The following is a 17496-nucleotide window of genomic DNA, read 5'->3' on the forward strand; positions in this document are numbered from 1 at the left end:
ACGGCAGCTTGCGAGTAAATTCTGGACCATGAGTGCAGCGTGAACCAAAAAACTGATCCTATGGGACCCATGGACCTTGCCTTGACCGAGGCGAAGGCAGCGGCAAAACGCGGCGAAGTGCCCGTCGGTGCTGTTCTGGTGAAGGACGGCGTGGTTGTGGCCCAGGCCGGAAACCGTACCCGGGAACGCAATGATCCCACCGCCCATGCGGAGATTCTGGTCATCCGGCAGGGCTGCGAAGCGCTGAACGATGAGCGTCTGACGGGTTGCGATCTCTATGTCACGCTCGAGCCGTGCACGATGTGCGCTGCCGCCATTTCCTTCGCCCGTATCCGGCGATTGTACTACGGGGCGCAGGACATCAAGGGCGGCGGCGTGGAAAACGGCGCGCGATTTTTTGCCCAGCCCACCTGCCACCACGCGCCGGAGGTCTATTCCGGCTTCCGCGAGCAGGAAGCCGAAACCATCCTCAAGGAATTCTTCCGCGCAAAACGGCTTTAGAGCCTTTTCTGCTTAAATAGAACCCGTTCTGTTTCCCGGATGGCGAGACAATCCACTAGGAAGGTAGCAAGACCGATGTTTACCCATCGGACGAAGCTGCCTGACAAAGTGGGTGTCCGCCAGCCGGAAACCCGAAGGGCCGGGTGAATTTGGCCCAATCCCATCGGGCTTCGGCTTCGCCCGATGGAAAGACATCGGTCTCGCCTAACCCCTCGACCTTGAACCAAATTCCCTCCGGCAGAACGATTCTATTTAAGCAGGAAAGGCTCTAATTATCGGCGCGTATCCGGGCGGTAAAGTCTTCCGCCTTGTCGGCATCCATGGCGCGCTGGTTGATCGAAGCCGCCTCGATCTCCGCTTCGAGCGGCCTGCTCCGGTCAATGGCGCCCAGATCATAGAGATAACCGGGCAGGTAACCGGAAAGGACGACGCGGTAGTCCAGCGGCACTCCGGGGGTGATTGCACGGATCATGTCAAAGATCACCGTCGTGCAATTGGCCGTCACCGTATTGTAGAATTGCGCCTGCTTGGACAGCCGGTTGCCGGTGTCGAGGTAGGACAGAAACAGCGCCTGCCGCATTTCCGGCGTCAGGTTGACCCGATACCGATACACATCCTCCTTGCGGATATTGCTGCGCAACCGGATGATGTCGCGCTCGTCGGCGGCGATCATCGCCAGTTCGAACTGTTTGAAAAAGCCGCCGATTTCCGAGAACTGCTCGTGCCGCTTCTTGCGGATCTCGGCCGAGAAAACCACCTGATCACCATTGTTGAAACCGAAACTCACCAGCGTATGCGCAATGGCCGGGCTCGACCAGTACGACAGAAACACATCCACCGAAGCCAGATTTTCCAGATCATAGGATCGGACTTCCCAGCGCGGCGTGTAATCCGTCTGGCTGCGCCATTCGAAATTGCGGACATTGGCCAGCGTCACATGATTGCCGACCAGTGTTCCCGTAACGGTCTGCGCCACATCATCCGCCCAGATGCGATTGAGCGACGGAGTTATGGTGCTCCACCAGAACAGGAGGGCCGCCATGACCGGAATGAGCACAATCAGGGCGCGCCGCACCCGCCCCGTTACCTCGAGCCAAAGAACCACAAGCCCGATCAGGCCCCAGACAATTACACCGCCGGTCACACCGGGCAGGTCCAGAGGAAGTTGATACCAGAGCGCAAATCCGCCCCAGAAAAAACCGAAGGCTGTCAGGAGAATGAGAATAATCAATCCGGGAAGACGCAAAAGACGCAAGATCGGTGGCCCTCAACTGACAAGCTGTGACGCAATAGTCTCGGTACATCAAGGCAAAGGCAAGACGCTTTCTGACGTCCAAAAAAGAAAGGCTCCCTGAGGGAGCCTTTCACGTGTCATGCAGCGGTTCAAATTCCGGTGGCATCAATTCCAGGGAATGAGGTTCTTGAAGCTGAAACCCTTGTCCTTGCGGGCAGCGGCCTTGCGGTCGCGTTCCTTCTTGGCTTCGTCTTCGCCAAGCTCATCGGCAGCGGCTGTCGGCGCCGGGGCACGATAGGCCAGCGGCGGTTCGCTCAGATAACGCCGCGTGGTCGCCGAGCCGGCGGTCGAAGCAAGGCGGCGGGCGCGGAATTCCGCAGACTGCTTGCTTGCCGTGCTCACGCCCGAGGGCGGCGGGTTTCTGTCGTTGTAGACGCCGTGCTCGCCATTATCGACAGCCCTTGTTGCGGGCGGCGTGTCATTTTCAATTTGCGGCACATAGTTGGGATTGTTCTGATTGGCCGTAGCGTCGTCACGCAAACGCTTGCGCCGCTGTTCCGGTGATTCCGGCCACTTCGCACCGTTCGCGGCGACGGCATTTTCCTGCGGCGCCGGCAACTGGCCTGGCTTGCCAGCGACAGGGCGAACGAGATCCGGACGCGGATTATAGGTTATCGGGTCTTTTTTCTTGGGTCCGAACGAAGCGATATTGGAAACATCGTCCAGCAACTGGCTGCCAGATGTCTTGTTGGTGCCATAGGTTGGTGACGACATGCACCCGGCCAGCGTCAAGGACGCCAGCATTGCACCAAGAACCGTAATACGTCCGTTCAAATCCATACTCGCCACTTTCGCCTCAAGCTCATATTGCCGACTCCGCCGAGTCAATATGCTTGATCAATGCCCTGCCTGTTAAATCAGGCAACTCAATGGCAAGCCTTTTACATGAGGCCCGTCCCAATAAGCAAGCCGAAGCAACCTATTGTTAAGCAAAATGCGGATCATCCAGAGAATGATCCGCATTTATACACTTAAATGGCGAGTTTGCCGAGTTTTGCCAGTTCATGCAGTGCCGCCGCATCGCGGGCCGAGACATCCGGGTAGGCCGGATCGGAGCCGACATCATGGGTATAACGCCATGAACGGGCACATTTTGTACCCGATGCGCGCTCGGGAACAACCGCCACGCCCTTCACGTCCTCGGCAATGAACGCCCCGGCCGGAGCGGCTTCGTTCCTGATCGTGATGGCGCTGGTGATGCAGATTTCAGCCATATCGAGATCGGAAACGGCAGCGAACAATTCCGGATCGGCGACAAAGACCACCGGCGCAGCCTCAAGCGACGAACCGATGCGCTTGTCGGCCCGCTCCAGCTCCAGCGCGCCGGTGACGGCACGCCGGACATCGCGCACCTTGCGCCACTTCTCGGCCAGGGCTTCGTTCTTCCATTCGGCCGGCGTCGCGCGGAACTGCTCGAGATGAACCGAGACGGCGGCGGGATACTGGTCGAGCCAGGCTTCCTCCGTGGTGAACGGCAGCATGGGCGCAAGCCAGGTCACCAGACGGTCGAACAGGTGACGCACAACCTGCAGGGACGCACGGCGCTTGATGCTGGACGGCGCATCGCAATACAGCGCATCCTTGCGGATATCGAAGTAGAACGCTGACAATTCAACGTTCATGAAATCGATGAGGGAACGCGTGATGCGCTTGAATTCGAAGGCATCATAGCTCGAGCGGACCACCTCATCGAGCTCGGTGAGACGGTGCAGCATCAGCTTTTCCAGTTCCGGCATATCAGCATAGGCGATTTCATCCCCGGCATCGTGGGCCAGGGTGCCAAGCATCCAGCGGATGGTGTTGCGCAGCTTGCGATAGGAATCGATGTTCGTCTGGATGATGTTCTTGCCCAGACGCTGGTCTTCCCAATAATCCGTGGTCATGACCCACAGGCGCAGGATATCGGCGCCGGAATCCTTGATCACATCCTGCGGCGTGACCGTATTGCCGAGCGACTTCGACATTTTGCGCCCCTCCTCGTCCATGGTGAAACCATGGGTGACGAGAGTGTTGTAGGGCGCACGGCCACGGGTACCGCAGCTTTCCAGCAGCGACGAATGGAACCAGCCGCGATGCTGGTCGGAGCCTTCCAGATAGACATCGGCAGGCCATTTCAGGTCAGGGCGGTCTTCCAGCGTGAAGACATGAGTCGAGCCGGAATCAAACCAGACATCGAGAATGTCGCGCACCTGCACCCACGGCTCGTTTGCCTTTTCGCCAAGGAAACGCGCGCGCGCGCCTTCGGCAAACCAGGCATCGGCGCCTTCCTGCTCGAATGCTTCGAGAATACGGGCATTGACCGCATCGTCCTTGAGCACGTTGCCATTCTCATCGGCAAACACGCAGATCGGCACACCCCAGGCGCGCTGGCGCGACAGGACCCAATCCGGACGGTCTTCGATCATGGCACGCAGCCGGTTCTGGCCGCCGGCGGGTACGAAACGGGTCTCGTCGATCGCCGCCAGGGCGCGCGAACGCAATGTGGTCAGATCGCCCAGATCCTTGTCCATATAGACGAACCATTGCGGCGTGTTGCGGAAGATGACCGGCTTCTTCGAACGCCACGAATGCGGATACGAGTGCTTCAGCCGGCCGCGGGCAAACAGCGCACTGCGCGCGATAAGCTCCTCGATGACGGCCTTGTTGGCATCGCCCTTCTTGCCGTTGTCGTCGATGACACGCGCGGCGCCGCCTTCGCGGTCCGGCCCAAAACCCGGAGCGTCCTTGGTATAGAAACCGGCATCATCAACGGTGAACGGGATAGCCGGAGAAATACCCTTCGCCTCGAGTTCACGCGCAGCAGCGGTCCAGGCGTCAAAGTCCTCGCGGCCGTGGCTTGGGGCGGTATGCACGAAACCCGTACCGGCATCGTCGGTGACGTGATCACCGGCAACCAGCGGAACCACAAATTCATAGCCGCCGCCCAGCCCCTTGAAAGGATGCGCTAAGGTCATGGTTGCAAACTCGTCGGCCGCAACGGTCTTGATCCGCTTGAAGGTCAGCTTGGCCTTGGCCGCGGATTCCTCCGCAAGCGCGTCGGCGAAGATCAGCCTTTCGCCCGGCCGGGGTCCAAAATCATTTTCAGCGGTTTCGACCTCGTAAAGCCCATAGGCAATGCGCGGGGAATAGCTGACCGCACGGTTTCCCGGGATGGTCCATGGTGTCGTGGTCCAGATCACCACATGCGCCGCGGCAAGATCGCCCGCGCCACTTGCGACCGGGAATTTCACCCAGATGGTGTCGCTTTCATAGTCCTGATACTCGACCTCGGCTTCCGCCAGCGCCGTGCGCTCGACCACCGACCACATCACCGGCTTCGAACCGCGATAGAGCTGGCCTGACATGGCGAACTTGAGCAATTCCCCGGCGATGCGGCGTTCCGCATGGAAAGCCATCGTCGTATAGGGATTGTCGAAATCACCCTCGATGCCGAGGCGCTTGAATTCGGCGGACTGGATCTTGATCCAATTGGCGGCGAACTCACGGCACTCCTTGCGGAATTCGTTGATCGGCACGTCGTCCTTGTCCTTGCCCTTGGCGCGGTACTGTTCCTCGATCTTCCATTCGATCGGCAGACCGTGGCAATCCCAGCCGGGAACATAATTGGAATCGAAACCGCGCATCTGGAACGAGCGGGTGATGACGTCCTTGAGGATCTTGTTCAGCGCATGGCCGATATGGATATTGCCATTGGCATAGGGAGGACCGTCATGCAGCACATAGAGCGGGCGCCCCTTCCCGTCTTCGCGCAATTTCCTGTAGAGATTCATCTCGCCCCAGCGCTTGACGAATTCCGGCTCCTTGGCGGGCAGGCCGGCGCGCATCGGAAAATCTGTCTGCGGCAGATAAAGTGTTTTCGAATAGTCGAGTGGGTTGGCGGTGTCGGTCATTTTTCCAGCTTGTGAACAGGCCCGCGCGTGATCGCAGCAGGCAAAGATGTGACGAAAATCAAAAAAGAGCGCAATGGCGCATCCGGAAAACCCGGACCTTCCGCACCCGCAAGCCTAGGCTTCAGGCAAACCGGAAGGCCGGGCCAGTAATTCGTGGTGTCTGAAGCGGTATGGACTGTGCAAGGGTCCAGGAAACAGTTTTCATGAGCGCGCTTTTAGCAATCACTGCTTCCAGAATAAAGGGGCTGACGCAATAAACTTCGCGTCAGCCCGATATATCGGTCAAAGCGCGAAGTCGAAGCGGTAGGTTGCCTGCAGGCCGAAGGTCGCCTGATTGGCCGACCCGCGCTCCTTGACGATGCTGGAATCGGCCGCCGGTCCCATCAGGCGGCTATACTCCGCATAGGCACTGGTTTCGATCTTGTCCGTCGCCTTCCAGGTGATCTGGCCGCCGAGACCAAGCGATTTGAGACCGCCGCCATCGGGACGGTAGGTCGACAGGCCGGATGCAGCCGCTTCCGTCGGGTTCACCCCGTAATACTGCTTGAAATAATCCCGCGACGCCACGGTGGCGCGCGGCCCGGCCGAAACGCGCACGGTCGGCGTCAGGTCCTTGAAGGCATCGACGGCAAAGTCGGCAACGACGCCGTCATGCGAACCGATACCGCGACGCACCTCGACACGGCCGCGAACATTGTCCGTTGGATAGAATTCGGCGAAGCCGCCCACTTCGACACCCCAATCGACATCATGCACGCCCTTGAGATTCGCGTCGCCGCTGTCGCGGCCGGTGATCAGCTTGCCGGTGATACCGGTGCGGAACACGCCCGTATCGATCAGGCCGATCGACGCATTGTCATTGAGGGAGCTGAAACGGGCGGCGGCTCCGGCACGGCCCAGCGAGATAACCGGCGCGGCCCGCAGAAGATAGTCTTTGGCGCCTTCATAGCGCGGAGCGATGAAGCCCTTGGCGCCGAGGGTCAGGTACCAGTCGCCCGACCACCAATGCTGGCGGGGCGCAGCCACCGTCTGGTTCTGCTGGCCTTCGTAATAATAATCATCGGCAGAGCCCGGGACGGCACCGGCAAGTATAAGGGCGCCCGAAAGAGCGGCGACGAGACGAACATGCATGAAATCACTCCAAAATTTCGCCTGGGAGGGCGGCAGATTTGAGAATGACGCTAGCGAAGGATAGATAAAATTGGATTTATTCTTATGGTAAACAATTTACCGTTTCATCGAAAATTAATCGTGTCGTCCAGAGCGGATAACGGTTTCACTCCCTGCAACAGAGCACGCGCTTCTTCCTCGTCGCGCCTGATCTGCTGCATCATCGGCTCAAGCCCGTCGAACTTTTCCTCGCCGCGCAAATAGCCGAAGAACGAAACCGCGCAGATTTCGTCGTAGAGATTGCCGGTGAAATCGAAGACATAGGTTTCGAGCAGCGGCGCGCCGTCGGTATCCACGGTCGGCCTGCGGCCAAAGCTGGCCACACCGTCATGGAGCGTGCCGTCCGCACGGCGAAAACGCACGGCATAAATGCCTTCCTGCAGATGCGTCTCGGGTGGCAGCACCATATTGGCCGTGGGGAAGCCAATCGTGCGGCCAAGCTGCTTGCCATGTACCACTTCCGCGCGAATCCGGTGGCGGTACCCCAAAAGCCCCGAGGCTTCGACAATGTCGCCCGCACCCAGAAGTTCGCGAATGCGGCTGGATGAAATGGCCTGCCCGCCCTCGTCGCGGAACGCATCGACGAGCGTGACCTGAAAGCCGCGCTTTTCCCCGGCATCCATGAGAAAGGCCGGACCGCCCTGGCGGCCCTTGCCGAAGTGGAAGTCAAACCCCGCCACGATGCGGCTCGCTCCAAGACCGGCAACAAGAATCTCGTCCACGAACACATCGGCCGTAAGCTGTGAGAAATCCCGGGTGAAATGGCATTCCACCACCGCATCGAAACCGAGGGCTTCCAGGATGGAAGCTTTTTCCGCCGCGGGTGTCAGCCGGTCGACCGGCTGATCGGGCACGAAGACGCTGCGCGGATGCGGCTCGAAGGTCAGAACCAGCGAAGGCTTTCCGGCGGTGTTAGCGGCATCAAGCGCCCGCCCCAGAACAGCCTGATGGCCGCGATGCACACCGTCAAAATTACCGATCGCCACCACGGCGCCCTTCAGATGCTGCGGCAGATGCGAAGGGTCGGTCAGGCGTAGAATCGGCATGGTGCGTGTACCTCAGGCGAGAGCCGGCATGGTGGCAACGGGGTTGCTGCCGTGCTTCTTGAGAAAGGCGAGCAGCTTTTCCAGATCAAATATGCCGCCTCTCACATAATCGCCGGCGTGAATGCCGCCGGAAATATAGAGCACATCGATTCCGAAGAGATCGGCGCCCTTCACATCCGTCAGCATGCCGTCACCAATGGCGAGCACGCGCGCAAGGTCGACAGGCCCGCCGCGCACGGCCTCCGCCGCGGCAATGGCCGCTTCGTAAATGGGGCGATGCGGCTTTCCGGCAATGAGCGTGCGCCCGCCCAACTGGCCATAATCGCGCGCGAGGGCACCTGCACACCAGATCAGCCGGTCGCCACGCTCGACGACGATGTCGGGATTGGCGCAGATGAACGGCAGGTTGCGCGAGCGAAAGCGCGTGAGCATGTCGGCATAGTCGTCCGGACCTTCGGCATCATCATCGAAAAAGCCGGTGCAGACCACGACATCCGCTTCCCGCTCTTCGGTCAGCTCGACATCAAGCCCTTCATACAACGTTTCATCGCGTTCCGGCCCCAGATGGAACACGCGGCGCGGCGCGTTGCGGATCAGGTCGCGCGTGACATCGCCCGATGTGACGATGCGGTCATAGGCGGCGTCGGGTACACCGAGCATCTTGATCTGCTGGGCCACACCTGCGAAGGGCCGCGGCGCATTGGTGATCAGGATCACCGTCTGCCCGGCTTCCCGCGCCCGCTGCAAGGCGCTTGATGCGGCGGCGAAGGAATCAACACCATTGTGCAGAACACCCCAGACATCACACAGGAGAACATCATATCGGTCTCTGAGCGCATCGAGACGCTGCAAATGTACCATGTCGGTCATGCCGATCCTTTCAGATTGCCGGAGCGAATAAGATGGCATCGCTTAGCCGATAGCGGCAATCGTGTCACCTGTGATTGTCGCTTCTGGCTCTTCAGTTCATCTGGAATGTGGCAGAACAATCGTGCGTGGTTCGACAAGCTCACCATGAGGGAGGTGATTTGATTGCAGCCCACAAACTTCCCTCATGGTGAGCTTGTCGAACCACGAACCCCTGGTAATCACGCTGCAGCCTTGACGTAGCCGCGGCTGGCCAGCCGGTCACCGCATTCACCGAGCACATCGACCAGCGTCTTGAGGCGCCACCCCTCCTCCGTCAGGCTGTATTCGACACGCACCGGAACCTGCGGAATGATCGTGCGGGTCACGTAGCCGGCCTCTTCGAGGGCGCGCAGGTCGAGGGTGAGCATGCGCTGCGAAATCTTCGGCATGTCACGGCGCAGCTCGCTGAAACGCTTCGTTCCCTCCAGCAGATAGTAGATAAGCAGGATGCGCCAGCGCCCGCCCAGCACCAGCATGGCATTTTCGACGGGGCATTTGGAAACCAGGTCTTTGATGACGCCCATTCCATCTGACTGTTGGTATAAAATTTGTACCAACATGACATTTTTGTGCCTTCTTTACAATAGTTACCGATATCGCCATCTTGGATTTCACCGCGGTATGACATTCAAAAAATGAGGAAATGAAAATGGAACCCGTATTGTTTTATGGCGTGCCGCATGGCTGCTCGTTCGGTTCAATCGTCGCGCTGGAATGGCTCGGCCAACCCTATCGTCTTGCCCGTATCGACATGCTGGCCAAGTCGAAGAGCGCAATCTATGGCCGCGTCAACAGCATGCACCAGACACCGACGCTGCTTCTGGAAAACGGCAGGAGCCTGCGCGAAAGCTTTGCCATTCTCCACAACATCGCCGCACGCGATCTCGGGAAGCAGCTGGGGTTTGCCCAGGGCACCGAGGCGCATGACAGGCTCAACCAGATGCTGGCCTATCTGCACACCAGCTTTCACTCGGCCTTTTCGTCGGCCTGGACCGCCTACAAGCTGAAAGAGGGCGATCCGGCGATCAAAATACTGCGCGACCTGGCGCGGGAGAAGGCCGCCTCCGGCTATGCCTATCTGCAATCCCATCTGCTGGGGCGGGATTGGCTTGTCGGCGCCAACAGGACGATTGCCGACGCCTACATGATCGGCATCGCCCGCTGGGGCGAGGATCTCGGTCTCTTCGACCTCAAAATGGAGTATCCCAGCCTTCATGCCTATCTGCAGAAGCTGGAAGCCGACAAGGCCGTGATTTTTGCCCATGCCATCGAGGATGAAACCCCGGCTGTCACCAGCGGCCAGTTTCTCGGCCATATCACATTGGATGAGGCTGGAACGCGGCTGGCCGCCTGATCGCGCCAATGACGATCCGCCGGGAGCCCTTCCGGCGGATCGAACACACTGCCGTTCGGACCCGCTGCGATTGACATACAATATATGAACATGTATTCATATGTTGTATGTCATCAACGGGACGAGCCGGAACAATGTCGCAGTCGCACGCAGGGCACGACCATGGCCCCAAAATAACCAACGACAATCAGCGCAAGGTGCTGATCGCCTTCGTCATCACGTTCTCCTATATGATCATCGAGGTGATCGGCGGCGTAATGTCCGGTTCGCTGGCGCTGATTGCCGATGCGGGACACATGCTGACGGATGCAGGCGCACTCGCCCTGTCCTATGCCGCGTTCCGCTTTGGCCAGCGCGCGGCAGACCAAAGCCGCACCTATGGCTATCTGCGCTTCGAGGTTATTGCCGGCCTCATCAATGCCATCGCGCTCTTTGCCATTGTCGTCTGGATCGCCATCGAAGCGATCAACCGCTTCCGCTCACCCGGTGAAATTCTGGCGGGCCCCATGTTCCTCGTGGCCGTCGTCGGGTTGCTCATCAACATGCTGGTGTTCTGGATCCTGACCCGCGGCGACAAGGAACATGTGAACATCAAGGGCGCCGTCCTGCACGTCATGGGCGACCTTCTCGGCTCCGTCGGCGCCATCAGCGCAGCCATCGTTATCTATTTTACCGGCTGGACGCCCATCGACCCGATTCTCTCCATCCTGGTTTCCGTGCTGATCCTGCGCAGCGCCTGGGCCCTGCTGCGCAACGCGCTGCACATCCTGCTGGAAGGCGCGCCTGAAAATGCCAAACCGCAAGAAATCCAGACATATCTCATGGGAGCGGTTGCAGGGCTTGCCGCCGTCAGGCACGTGCATGTCTGGCTGATCACGTCAGGCAAGGCGCTTGCCACGCTGCATGTCCAGCCGAAGGACGGCACCGACCCGCGCCATCTTGTGAAGACTGTCGAGGCGGAGCTCGCCAAACGCTTCGACATCCAGCATGCCACCATCGCCATCGATTGGCCGGATATGCCGCATGACGAAGGCGAAATCGGGCTACAGCCGGCATCCGCCTCGGGAGATCACGAGACGGACGGCAAGCACACAAGCCACGATCACAGCCACGCGGGACACAAGCATTGACAGCCATGACAATGCCAACGGAATCTGACACCGCAAGCCTGGCTGAAACCTTCAAACTCCTCGGCGATCCGACCCGCCTGCGCATTCTGTTCTATTGCCTCGATGCGCCGCGATCCGTCGGCGATATCGCGGAAAGCCTTCACCTGTCGCAATCGCTGGTCAGCCATCACTTGCGCCTGTTGCGCAGCGCCCGCCTCGTGCGCGGCGACCGGCGTGCCAGGCAAATCTTCTATGCGCTTTCCGATGCGCATGTCAGCGGCATGCTGATGGATATGGCCCACCACGTGCGCGAGGACGGTTGAAGGTTCCTGACATAAACCGTCAGGGTTGTCGTATTCACTGCAAAGATTTTGCACTAGTCTGACCGGATTGTTCCTCCGCAAGCCTGTTTTCGCCCCATGCAATTCATCACACTGCTTCGCCGACGCTCCATCGGTTTGCTCTGGTCCGGCCTTGCTTTATCCGCCATCGGCGACCAGCTCTACACGGTCGCGCTGAGCTGGATTGCCGTTGATATATTCGGCCCGGCCGCCGGTTACATCGCCGCGGTCAAATCGGCGATCATCCTTGCCGTCCTGTTCCTGGGCGGCGCCATGTCGGATCGCTGGGACCGCCGCCGCACGATGATCGGCGCCGACCTTTGCCGCTGCGCGGTCCTGGTGCTCGTGGTTCTCGTCTGGATGATCGAAGGACAACCGGACGCCTGGGTGCTTGCCTTGGCCGTCGCGGTTCTTGCCGCCGGTGAAGCCCTGTTCCTGCCAGCGCTGCAGACCATTCTGCCGCAGCTGATCGCCAATGAACCGGGCCTGCTGGCCGGCACCAATGCGTTGCTCGATGCGACGAACCGGCTGGCGCGATTGCTTGGTCCCGGACTGATTGCATTGGCTGGCGCGATCATTTCCCCCATTCATTTCTTCACCGCCAATGCCCTGAGCTTCCTGCTTTCAGCGGCAGCGATCATGGCATTGCCTTTGTCTTCGACACCGGTCGCGCCGCCCGTGAACCAGCAGAAAAAACACCCGCTCGCCAGCCTGTCCTATGGTTATCGCGCCATGCACAGGCAACCGCTGCTCGGCTTCCTGCTCGACAGCAATGCTTTCATCGGCGGTGCATGGTATGTGGCCTTCTTCCTCGCTGTTCCCCTCATCATTTCCAGCCAGTTCGATGCGTCGCTGACAACCGGTTTCGGGCTCTACGGTCTGGTGATCGCGGCATTCGGGGTGAGCAATCTCATCGCCAATCTCATTGTCGGCAACCGTCCCATGCCGGAACATCCGGCGCGGATGATCCATCTCGGCGTGTGTACAACCGGCACAGGTATCCTGCTGATGGCGCTGGCCGCCCTTGCACCCATGCCTGTGCACTGGCGTCTCATCGGCTTTGTCATCGCTTCGGGAGTGTCGGGTTTCGGCGGCCCCTTCAAGGACGTCGCCTTTGCAACCCTGCGCCAGACCCTGCTGCCGTCAGCCGATATCGCACCGGCCACACGCATCTATATCGTGACCTCCCATGCCGGCATGCTCTTTGGCATGCTCGTTGCCCCGATGATGAGCAGCCGCGTCAGCGCCGGCGATCTCCTCCTCATCTGCGGCGGCACCTATCTCGCGGTGGCCATCATTGGCTGGCTGCGGTTTGCGCGATAACGCGATAGCGGGCAGAGCATGGACGCCCTGCCCGCCGCGGTTGTTTAAAAGCCGGTCAGGACAATCTTGCCGCGGGCTCGCCCGCTTTCAATAAGCGCATGGGCCTTCTTCAGATTGGCCGCGGAAATCGGGCCGAGATCGTCGGCAAGGGTGGTGCGCAGCGTGCCGGCATCCACGAGTTCCGCCACCCTGTTGAGCAGCTTGCGCTGCTCCTCGATATCGGCGGTATCGTAACGCGAGCGGGTGAACATCACCTCCCAATGGATGGAAACGCTTTTCCATTTGAACGGCATGATATCGTAGCTTTTCGGATCATCGATCAGGCCGAACCGGCCCTGCGGCGCAATCAGTGCCGCAATCTCCGTGCGATGCGTATCGGAGTTTGTCGTCGCAAAGACAAAGGCGGGTGCGCCGAGACCGAGCGCTTCCACCTGCGCGGCGAGCGGCTTTGAATGATCGATGACATGGTGTGCGCCCAGTTCCTCCACCCATTGGCGGGTTTCCGGGCGCGAGGCCGTGGCGATCACCGTCAGGTTGGTCAGTTTGCGCGCAAGCTGCACGGCAATCGAACCGACCCCACCGGCACCGCCGACAATCAGAATGGCGTTGGCTGCGCCAACCACCGGAATGTCGATGTGGAGCCGGTGAAACAGCATTTCCCATGCGGTAATCGACGTCAGCGGCAGGGCAGCCGCGGCGCTGAAATCGAGGGACTTCGGCTTCGTGCCAACGATGCGCTCATCGACAAGATGATACTCGGCATTGGTTCCCGGGCGATCCACCGCTCCCGCATAGAACACCTCGTCCCCAACCTTGAAGTGCCGGACATCCGGCCCCACCGCTGTAACGATACCGGCCGCATCCCAGCCGAGAACTCTCGGCTGGCCCGCTTCCGGCTTTGCACCTGCGCGGATTTTCGTATCGACGGGATTGACCGATATGGCTTTCACTTCGACCAGAAGGTCGCGCCCCTGCGCTTCGGGCTTGGGCAGATCGATATCGACGAGTGAGGTTTCCCCAGTGATTGGCTGCGGTTCATAATAGGCGACGGCGCGCATAGGCATTCTCCAGATAAGTTGACGCTGTTCAAATGCGCGCTATGTTCGAACAGTGCAAGAATGCACATAAATTGCATATAGTGTCATAAAGGATACCGTGATGCCGCGCATCCGCCATACGAATTTTGATTGCGCACCGGGTTGTCCGGTGGAAGGAACGCTCAATCTCATCGGCGGCAAATGGAAGGGTATGATCCTTTTTCACCTGATGTCCGGTACGCTGCGCTTCAACGAAATCCGCCGTCACCTGAACAGCGTTACCCAGCGCATGCTGACCAACCAGCTGCGCGAGCTGGAGGCCGACGGCTTCATCACACGCAAGGTCTATGCACAGGTACCACCCAAGGTGGAATACTCCCTGACGGAACATGGCCGCAGCCTGGAGCCGATCATATCGGCCCTCAAGGTCTGGGGAGATACCCATCTGCGTTCCGAAGCGGCAAAGGCTGCAACGGTGCGGTCGCGGGCCGCATAGCCGCAGACGCGTCATCATTGGTTCACAATTGCATGGGATGATTTTGCGTGGCTGAAGACGCGCCGGCGTGCATTGCTTTTCAGTCATTCGCCGAAAATTCGGCAAACCTCTCCCTTGACTCTTCCATGGCTGCCCACTATTTCCGAGCCCAGTTAGCACTCGTCACTTGTGAGTGCTAATAACGCGGACGATCACTCGTTCGCTTCACCGTTTTGACACCAACATCAAGGGTTCTAACCATGGCCAAGACCAAGTTCCGCCCGCTTCACGATCGCGTCGTCGTACGCCGTATCGAATCCGAAGCAAAGACTGCAGGCGGCATCATCATTCCGGATACTGCCAAGGAAAAGCCACAGGAAGGCGAAATCGTCTCCGTCGGTACCGGCGCTCGTGACGAAGCCGGCAAGCTCATCCCGCTCGATGTCAAGGCAGGCGATCATGTCCTGTTCGGCAAGTGGTCGGGCACGGAAGTCAAGATCGGCGGCGAAGATCTGCTGATCATGAAAGAATCCGACATTCTGGGCATCCTCGGCTAATCAGCCGGTTTTCCCTTTAATCAACGAATTTCGATCAAACCGGGTTCAATCCCAGGAGAGATAAAATGGCTGCCAAAGAAGTAAAATTCGGCCGCGACGCGCGTGAGCGCATGCTGCGCGGTGTCAATATCCTTGCGGACGCTGTCAAGGTAACGCTCGGCCCGAAAGGCCGCAACGTCGTTATCGACAAGTCCTTCGGCGCTCCGCGCATCACCAAGGACGGCGTAACCGTTGCCAAGGAAATCGAACTTGAAGACAAGTTCGAAAACATGGGCGCACAGATGGTCCGTGAAGTCGCTTCGAAGACGAACGACATTGCCGGTGACGGCACCACGACTGCGACTGTTCTGGCCCAGGCTATCGTTCAGGAAGGCGGCAAGGCTGTTGCTGCCGGCATGAACCCGATGGACCTGAAGCGCGGCATCGATCTTGCTGTTGCAGAAGTCGTCAAGCAGCTCGGCAAGAGCGCCAAGAAGATCAAGACTTCCGAAGAAGTTGCGCAGGTTGGCACGATCTCTGCCAATGGCGAGACCGAAATCGGTGAAATGATTGCCAAGGCAATGCAGAAGGTCGGCAACGAGGGTGTTATCACCGTCGAAGAAGCCAAGACCGCTGACACCGAACTCGAAGTCGTCGAAGGCATGCAGTTCGACCGCGGCTACCTCAGCCCATACTTCGTCACTAACCCTGAAAAGATGGTTGCTGACCTCGAAGACGCCTACATCCTTCTGCACGAGAAGAAGCTCTCGAACCTCCAGGCTCTCCTGCCGGTTCTCGAAGCTGTCGTCCAGACTTCCAAGCCACTCGTCATCATCTCTGAAGATGTCGAAGGCGAAGCTCTTGCAACGCTCGTTGTCAACAAGCTGCGCGGCGGCCTGAAGATTGCTGCTGTCAAGGCTCCTGGCTTCGGCGATCGCCGCAAGGCCATGCTGGAAGACATCGCGATCCTCACCGGTGGTCAGGTTATTTCCGAAGATCTCGGCATCAAGCTCGAAAGCGTTACGCTCGACATGCTCGGCCGCGCCAAGAAGGTGTCGATCACCAAGGAAAACACCACGATCGTTGACGGTCATGGCAAGAAGGGCGAAATCAACGCCCGCGTCGGCCAGATCAAGCAGCAGATCGACGAAACCACGTCCGACTACGACCGTGAGAAGCTGCAGGAACGTCTTGCCAAGCTCGCTGGCGGTGTTGCCGTTATCCGCGTTGGCGGCGCAACGGAAGTTGAAGTGAAGGAAAAGAAGGACCGCGTCGACGACGCTCTCAACGCAACACGTGCTGCTGTTGAAGAAGGTATCGTTCCCGGCGGTGGCGTTGCCCTGCTCCGCGCTTCGGCAAACCTGACACTCAAGGGTGCAAACTCCGATCAGGACGCTGGCATCAACATCGTTCGTCGTGCGCTGCAGGCTCCGGCTCGCCAGATCGCAACGAACGCAGGTGACGAAGCTTCCATCGTGATCGGCAAGATCCTTGAGAGCAAGAAGGAAACCTACGGCTACAATGCGGCCAATGGTGAGTATGGCGATCTGATCGTCATGGGCATCGTCGACCCGGTCAAGGTTGTTCGTACGGCTCTGCAGGACGCAGCATCGGTTGCCGGTCTTCTTGTTACGACAGAAGCCATGATCGCCGAAGCTCCGAAGAAGGACAATGGCGGCGCTCCCCAGATGCCAGGCGGCGGAATGGGCGGTATGGGCGGTATGGACTTCTAATCAGTCCACGCCAATCGCATACGGAAAAGGCGGGCCTTGGCCCGCCTTTTTTGTTGTCTGTATTTTAAGCAGGGTTCTATCGAAGGGGATTATCGCTCGGCTACAGCCTGTTAAGCGGATAGGAGCTTCACCGACACACCACTTGCTTCAATTGTATTGGCAGCAGTTTTATCGAAAGTGACGAATACTTCACCGCCCAATCGTTGCCCTTCGAAGGCGATCACGCCATCGGCAAAGTCACCACCCGCATCGAGCACCGCAAGACCGGCCTCGACGGCAGCTTTGGCGGAGGCCACATTTTCGCTTTCGGTCAATGCACGCACGGCTCGCGCAATATCGCTTCGATCAAACTTATAGCCTCTGGCGAGCACCCAGCAGAATTCACACAGGGATGTCGTGCTGACAGCCACCAATTCAACATCTCTGAGGAGGTTGGCTGCGGTGGCGGACTGGACCGGATCGTCTTGAACAACGGCCCTGAGGAGAACGTTGGTATCAAGCGTGGCCTTCATTTTTTGAGACCAGCCCATCCGTCAGCAATGATCTCATTGATCTCTTCGACGTTGAGCGGTTTTTGATCCGGGCGGCTTAGAAGTCCGATAAAATTCTCGATAGAACCAGACCGCTTGGCGGCATGAACCTCAACTTTTCCATTAGGCAGAAGCTCCGCCACGATTTTGTCGCCGGGCTGCACACCCAGATGCTGAAGTACATCTTTTCGAAGAGTAACCTGGCCCTTTGCCGTCACTGTCAGTACGCTCATCACATCGCCACCTGT

18 protein-coding genes are annotated in these 17496 nt (G+C 59.0%); 8 read left to right on the forward strand and 10 right to left on the reverse strand.

Annotation, left to right across the window (positions count from 1 at the left end; all coding sequences use genetic code 11):
* Positions 1 to 69: 69 nt before the first annotated feature.
* Complete coding sequence (locus RDL77_RS04645; protein ID WP_288192065.1) at positions 70 to 501, forward strand: nucleoside deaminase; 432 nt, start codon at positions 70 to 72, stop codon at positions 499 to 501.
* A 268-nt stretch (positions 502 to 769) separates the two neighbouring features.
* On the opposite strand, the gene RDL77_RS04650 is transcribed toward RDL77_RS04645, so the two are convergent.
* The 7 genes from RDL77_RS04650 to RDL77_RS04680 form a co-directional block, all read right to left on the reverse strand.
* Positions 770 to 1756 (reverse strand): DUF4105 domain-containing protein, encoded by a 987-nt coding sequence (locus RDL77_RS04650; protein WP_223611665.1) that lies wholly within the window; start codon positions 1754 to 1756, stop codon positions 770 to 772.
* Positions 1757 to 1900: 144 nt separating this feature from the next.
* A complete protein-coding gene (locus tag RDL77_RS04655) occupies positions 1901 to 2575 on the reverse strand; it encodes a hypothetical protein (RefSeq protein WP_223611666.1) in 675 nt (224 codons plus the stop codon).
* Positions 2576 to 2766: 191 nt separating this feature from the next.
* Entirely contained in the window at positions 2767 to 5685 is a 2919-nt protein-coding gene (ileS, locus tag RDL77_RS04660; RefSeq protein ID WP_288191974.1) for an isoleucine--tRNA ligase, read from the reverse strand.
* 282 nt (positions 5686 to 5967) lie between these two features.
* The gene (locus RDL77_RS04665; protein ID WP_288191975.1) at positions 5968 to 6816 is read right to left on the reverse strand and encodes a MipA/OmpV family protein; all 849 of its coding nucleotides are present in this window, start codon (positions 6814 to 6816) and stop codon (positions 5968 to 5970) included.
* A 104-nt stretch (positions 6817 to 6920) separates the two neighbouring features.
* Positions 6921 to 7901 carry a bifunctional riboflavin kinase/FAD synthetase gene (locus RDL77_RS04670; protein WP_223611670.1) on the reverse strand — a complete coding sequence of 327 codons (981 nt, stop codon included), beginning with the start codon at positions 7899 to 7901 and terminating at the stop codon, positions 6921 to 6923.
* 12 nt (positions 7902 to 7913) lie between these two features.
* A complete protein-coding gene (locus RDL77_RS04675) occupies positions 7914 to 8762 on the reverse strand; it encodes a TIGR01459 family HAD-type hydrolase (RefSeq protein ID WP_288192066.1) in 849 nt (282 codons plus the stop codon).
* Positions 8763 to 8989: 227 nt separating this feature from the next.
* Positions 8990 to 9325, reverse strand: coding sequence for a helix-turn-helix domain-containing protein (locus tag RDL77_RS04680; protein ID WP_288192067.1), 336 nt, complete (start codon positions 9323 to 9325; stop codon positions 8990 to 8992).
* 134 nt (positions 9326 to 9459) lie between these two features.
* On the opposite strand from RDL77_RS04680, the gene RDL77_RS04685 reads away from it, so the two are divergent.
* From RDL77_RS04685 to RDL77_RS04700, 4 genes are all read left to right on the forward strand, one after another.
* Positions 9460 to 10164 (forward strand): glutathione S-transferase family protein, encoded by a 705-nt coding sequence (locus tag RDL77_RS04685; protein WP_288191976.1) that lies wholly within the window; start codon positions 9460 to 9462, stop codon positions 10162 to 10164.
* Positions 10165 to 10298: 134 nt separating this feature from the next.
* Complete coding sequence (locus tag RDL77_RS04690) at positions 10299 to 11294, forward strand: cation diffusion facilitator family transporter (RefSeq protein ID WP_288191977.1); 996 nt, start codon at positions 10299 to 10301, stop codon at positions 11292 to 11294.
* Between the two features lie 5 nt (positions 11295 to 11299).
* A complete protein-coding gene (locus tag RDL77_RS04695; RefSeq protein WP_288191978.1) occupies positions 11300 to 11596 on the forward strand; it encodes a helix-turn-helix transcriptional regulator in 297 nt (98 codons plus the stop codon).
* Between the two features lie 96 nt (positions 11597 to 11692).
* Positions 11693 to 12937, forward strand: coding sequence for an MFS transporter (locus tag RDL77_RS04700; protein ID WP_288191979.1), 1245 nt, complete (start codon positions 11693 to 11695; stop codon positions 12935 to 12937).
* Between the two features lie 44 nt (positions 12938 to 12981).
* Here RDL77_RS04700 and RDL77_RS04705 read toward each other — a convergent pair whose 3' ends face one another.
* Positions 12982 to 13995, reverse strand: coding sequence for a zinc-binding alcohol dehydrogenase family protein (locus RDL77_RS04705; protein WP_288191980.1), 1014 nt, complete (start codon positions 13993 to 13995; stop codon positions 12982 to 12984).
* A 100-nt stretch (positions 13996 to 14095) separates the two neighbouring features.
* On the opposite strand from RDL77_RS04705, the gene RDL77_RS04710 reads away from it, so the two are divergent.
* The 3 genes from RDL77_RS04710 (at position 14096) to groL (ending at position 16718) form a co-directional block, all read left to right on the forward strand.
* Entirely contained in the window at positions 14096 to 14470 is a 375-nt protein-coding gene (locus RDL77_RS04710; protein ID WP_288191981.1) for a helix-turn-helix domain-containing protein, read from the forward strand.
* A gap of 239 nt (positions 14471 to 14709) precedes the next feature.
* A complete protein-coding gene (groES, locus tag RDL77_RS04715) occupies positions 14710 to 15006 on the forward strand; it encodes a co-chaperone GroES (RefSeq protein WP_105736255.1) in 297 nt (98 codons plus the stop codon).
* Positions 15007 to 15071: 65 nt separating this feature from the next.
* On the forward strand, positions 15072 to 16718 hold the full coding sequence (groL, locus tag RDL77_RS04720; RefSeq protein ID WP_223611680.1) for a chaperonin GroEL: 1647 nt from the start codon (positions 15072 to 15074) through the stop codon (positions 16716 to 16718).
* Between the two features lie 110 nt (positions 16719 to 16828).
* Here groL and RDL77_RS04725 read toward each other — a convergent pair whose 3' ends face one another.
* Positions 16829 to 17230 (reverse strand): type II toxin-antitoxin system VapC family toxin, encoded by a 402-nt coding sequence (locus tag RDL77_RS04725; RefSeq protein WP_288191982.1) that lies wholly within the window; start codon positions 17228 to 17230, stop codon positions 16829 to 16831.
* Positions 17227 to 17481 (reverse strand): AbrB/MazE/SpoVT family DNA-binding domain-containing protein, encoded by a 255-nt coding sequence (locus RDL77_RS04730; protein WP_288191983.1) that lies wholly within the window; start codon positions 17479 to 17481, stop codon positions 17227 to 17229. Before RDL77_RS04730 ends, RDL77_RS04725 begins: the two co-directional genes overlap by 4 nt.
* Positions 17482 to 17496 lie beyond the last annotated feature (15 nt).

The sequence above is a fragment of the uncultured Phyllobacterium sp. genome, assembly GCF_902479695.1.
Classification (GTDB): domain Bacteria; phylum Pseudomonadota; class Alphaproteobacteria; order Rhizobiales; family Rhizobiaceae; genus Phyllobacterium; species Phyllobacterium calauticae.

Coding starts and splice junctions, on each gene's coding strand:
- RDL77_RS04710 (WP_288191981.1), top strand. CDS start 14,096: ATGCCGCGCATCCGCCATACGAATTTTGATTGCGCACCGGGTTGTCCG.
- groL (WP_223611680.1), top strand. CDS start 15,072: ATGGCTGCCAAAGAAGTAAAATTCGGCCGCGACGCGCGTGAGCGCATG.
- RDL77_RS04670 (WP_223611670.1), bottom strand. CDS start 7,901: ATGCCGATTCTACGCCTGACCGACCCTTCGCATCTGCCGCAGCATCTG.
- ileS (WP_288191974.1), bottom strand. CDS start 5,685: ATGACCGACACCGCCAACCCACTCGACTATTCGAAAACACTTTATCTG.
- RDL77_RS04685 (WP_288191976.1), top strand. CDS start 9,460: ATGGAACCCGTATTGTTTTATGGCGTGCCGCATGGCTGCTCGTTCGGT.
- RDL77_RS04665 (WP_288191975.1), bottom strand. CDS start 6,816: ATGCATGTTCGTCTCGTCGCCGCTCTTTCGGGCGCCCTTATACTTGCC.
- groES (WP_105736255.1), top strand. CDS start 14,710: ATGGCCAAGACCAAGTTCCGCCCGCTTCACGATCGCGTCGTCGTACGC.
- RDL77_RS04730 (WP_288191983.1), bottom strand. CDS start 17,481: ATGAGCGTACTGACAGTGACGGCAAAGGGCCAGGTTACTCTTCGAAAA.
- RDL77_RS04695 (WP_288191978.1), top strand. CDS start 11,300: ATGACAATGCCAACGGAATCTGACACCGCAAGCCTGGCTGAAACCTTC.
- RDL77_RS04690 (WP_288191977.1), top strand. CDS start 10,299: ATGTCGCAGTCGCACGCAGGGCACGACCATGGCCCCAAAATAACCAAC.
- RDL77_RS04675 (WP_288192066.1), bottom strand. CDS start 8,762: ATGGTACATTTGCAGCGTCTCGATGCGCTCAGAGACCGATATGATGTT.
- RDL77_RS04705 (WP_288191980.1), bottom strand. CDS start 13,995: ATGCGCGCCGTCGCCTATTATGAACCGCAGCCAATCACTGGGGAAACC.
- RDL77_RS04700 (WP_288191979.1), top strand. CDS start 11,693: ATGCAATTCATCACACTGCTTCGCCGACGCTCCATCGGTTTGCTCTGG.
- RDL77_RS04725 (WP_288191982.1), bottom strand. CDS start 17,230: ATGAAGGCCACGCTTGATACCAACGTTCTCCTCAGGGCCGTTGTTCAA.
- RDL77_RS04655 (WP_223611666.1), bottom strand. CDS start 2,575: ATGGATTTGAACGGACGTATTACGGTTCTTGGTGCAATGCTGGCGTCC.
- RDL77_RS04645 (WP_288192065.1), top strand. CDS start 70: ATGGACCTTGCCTTGACCGAGGCGAAGGCAGCGGCAAAACGCGGCGAA.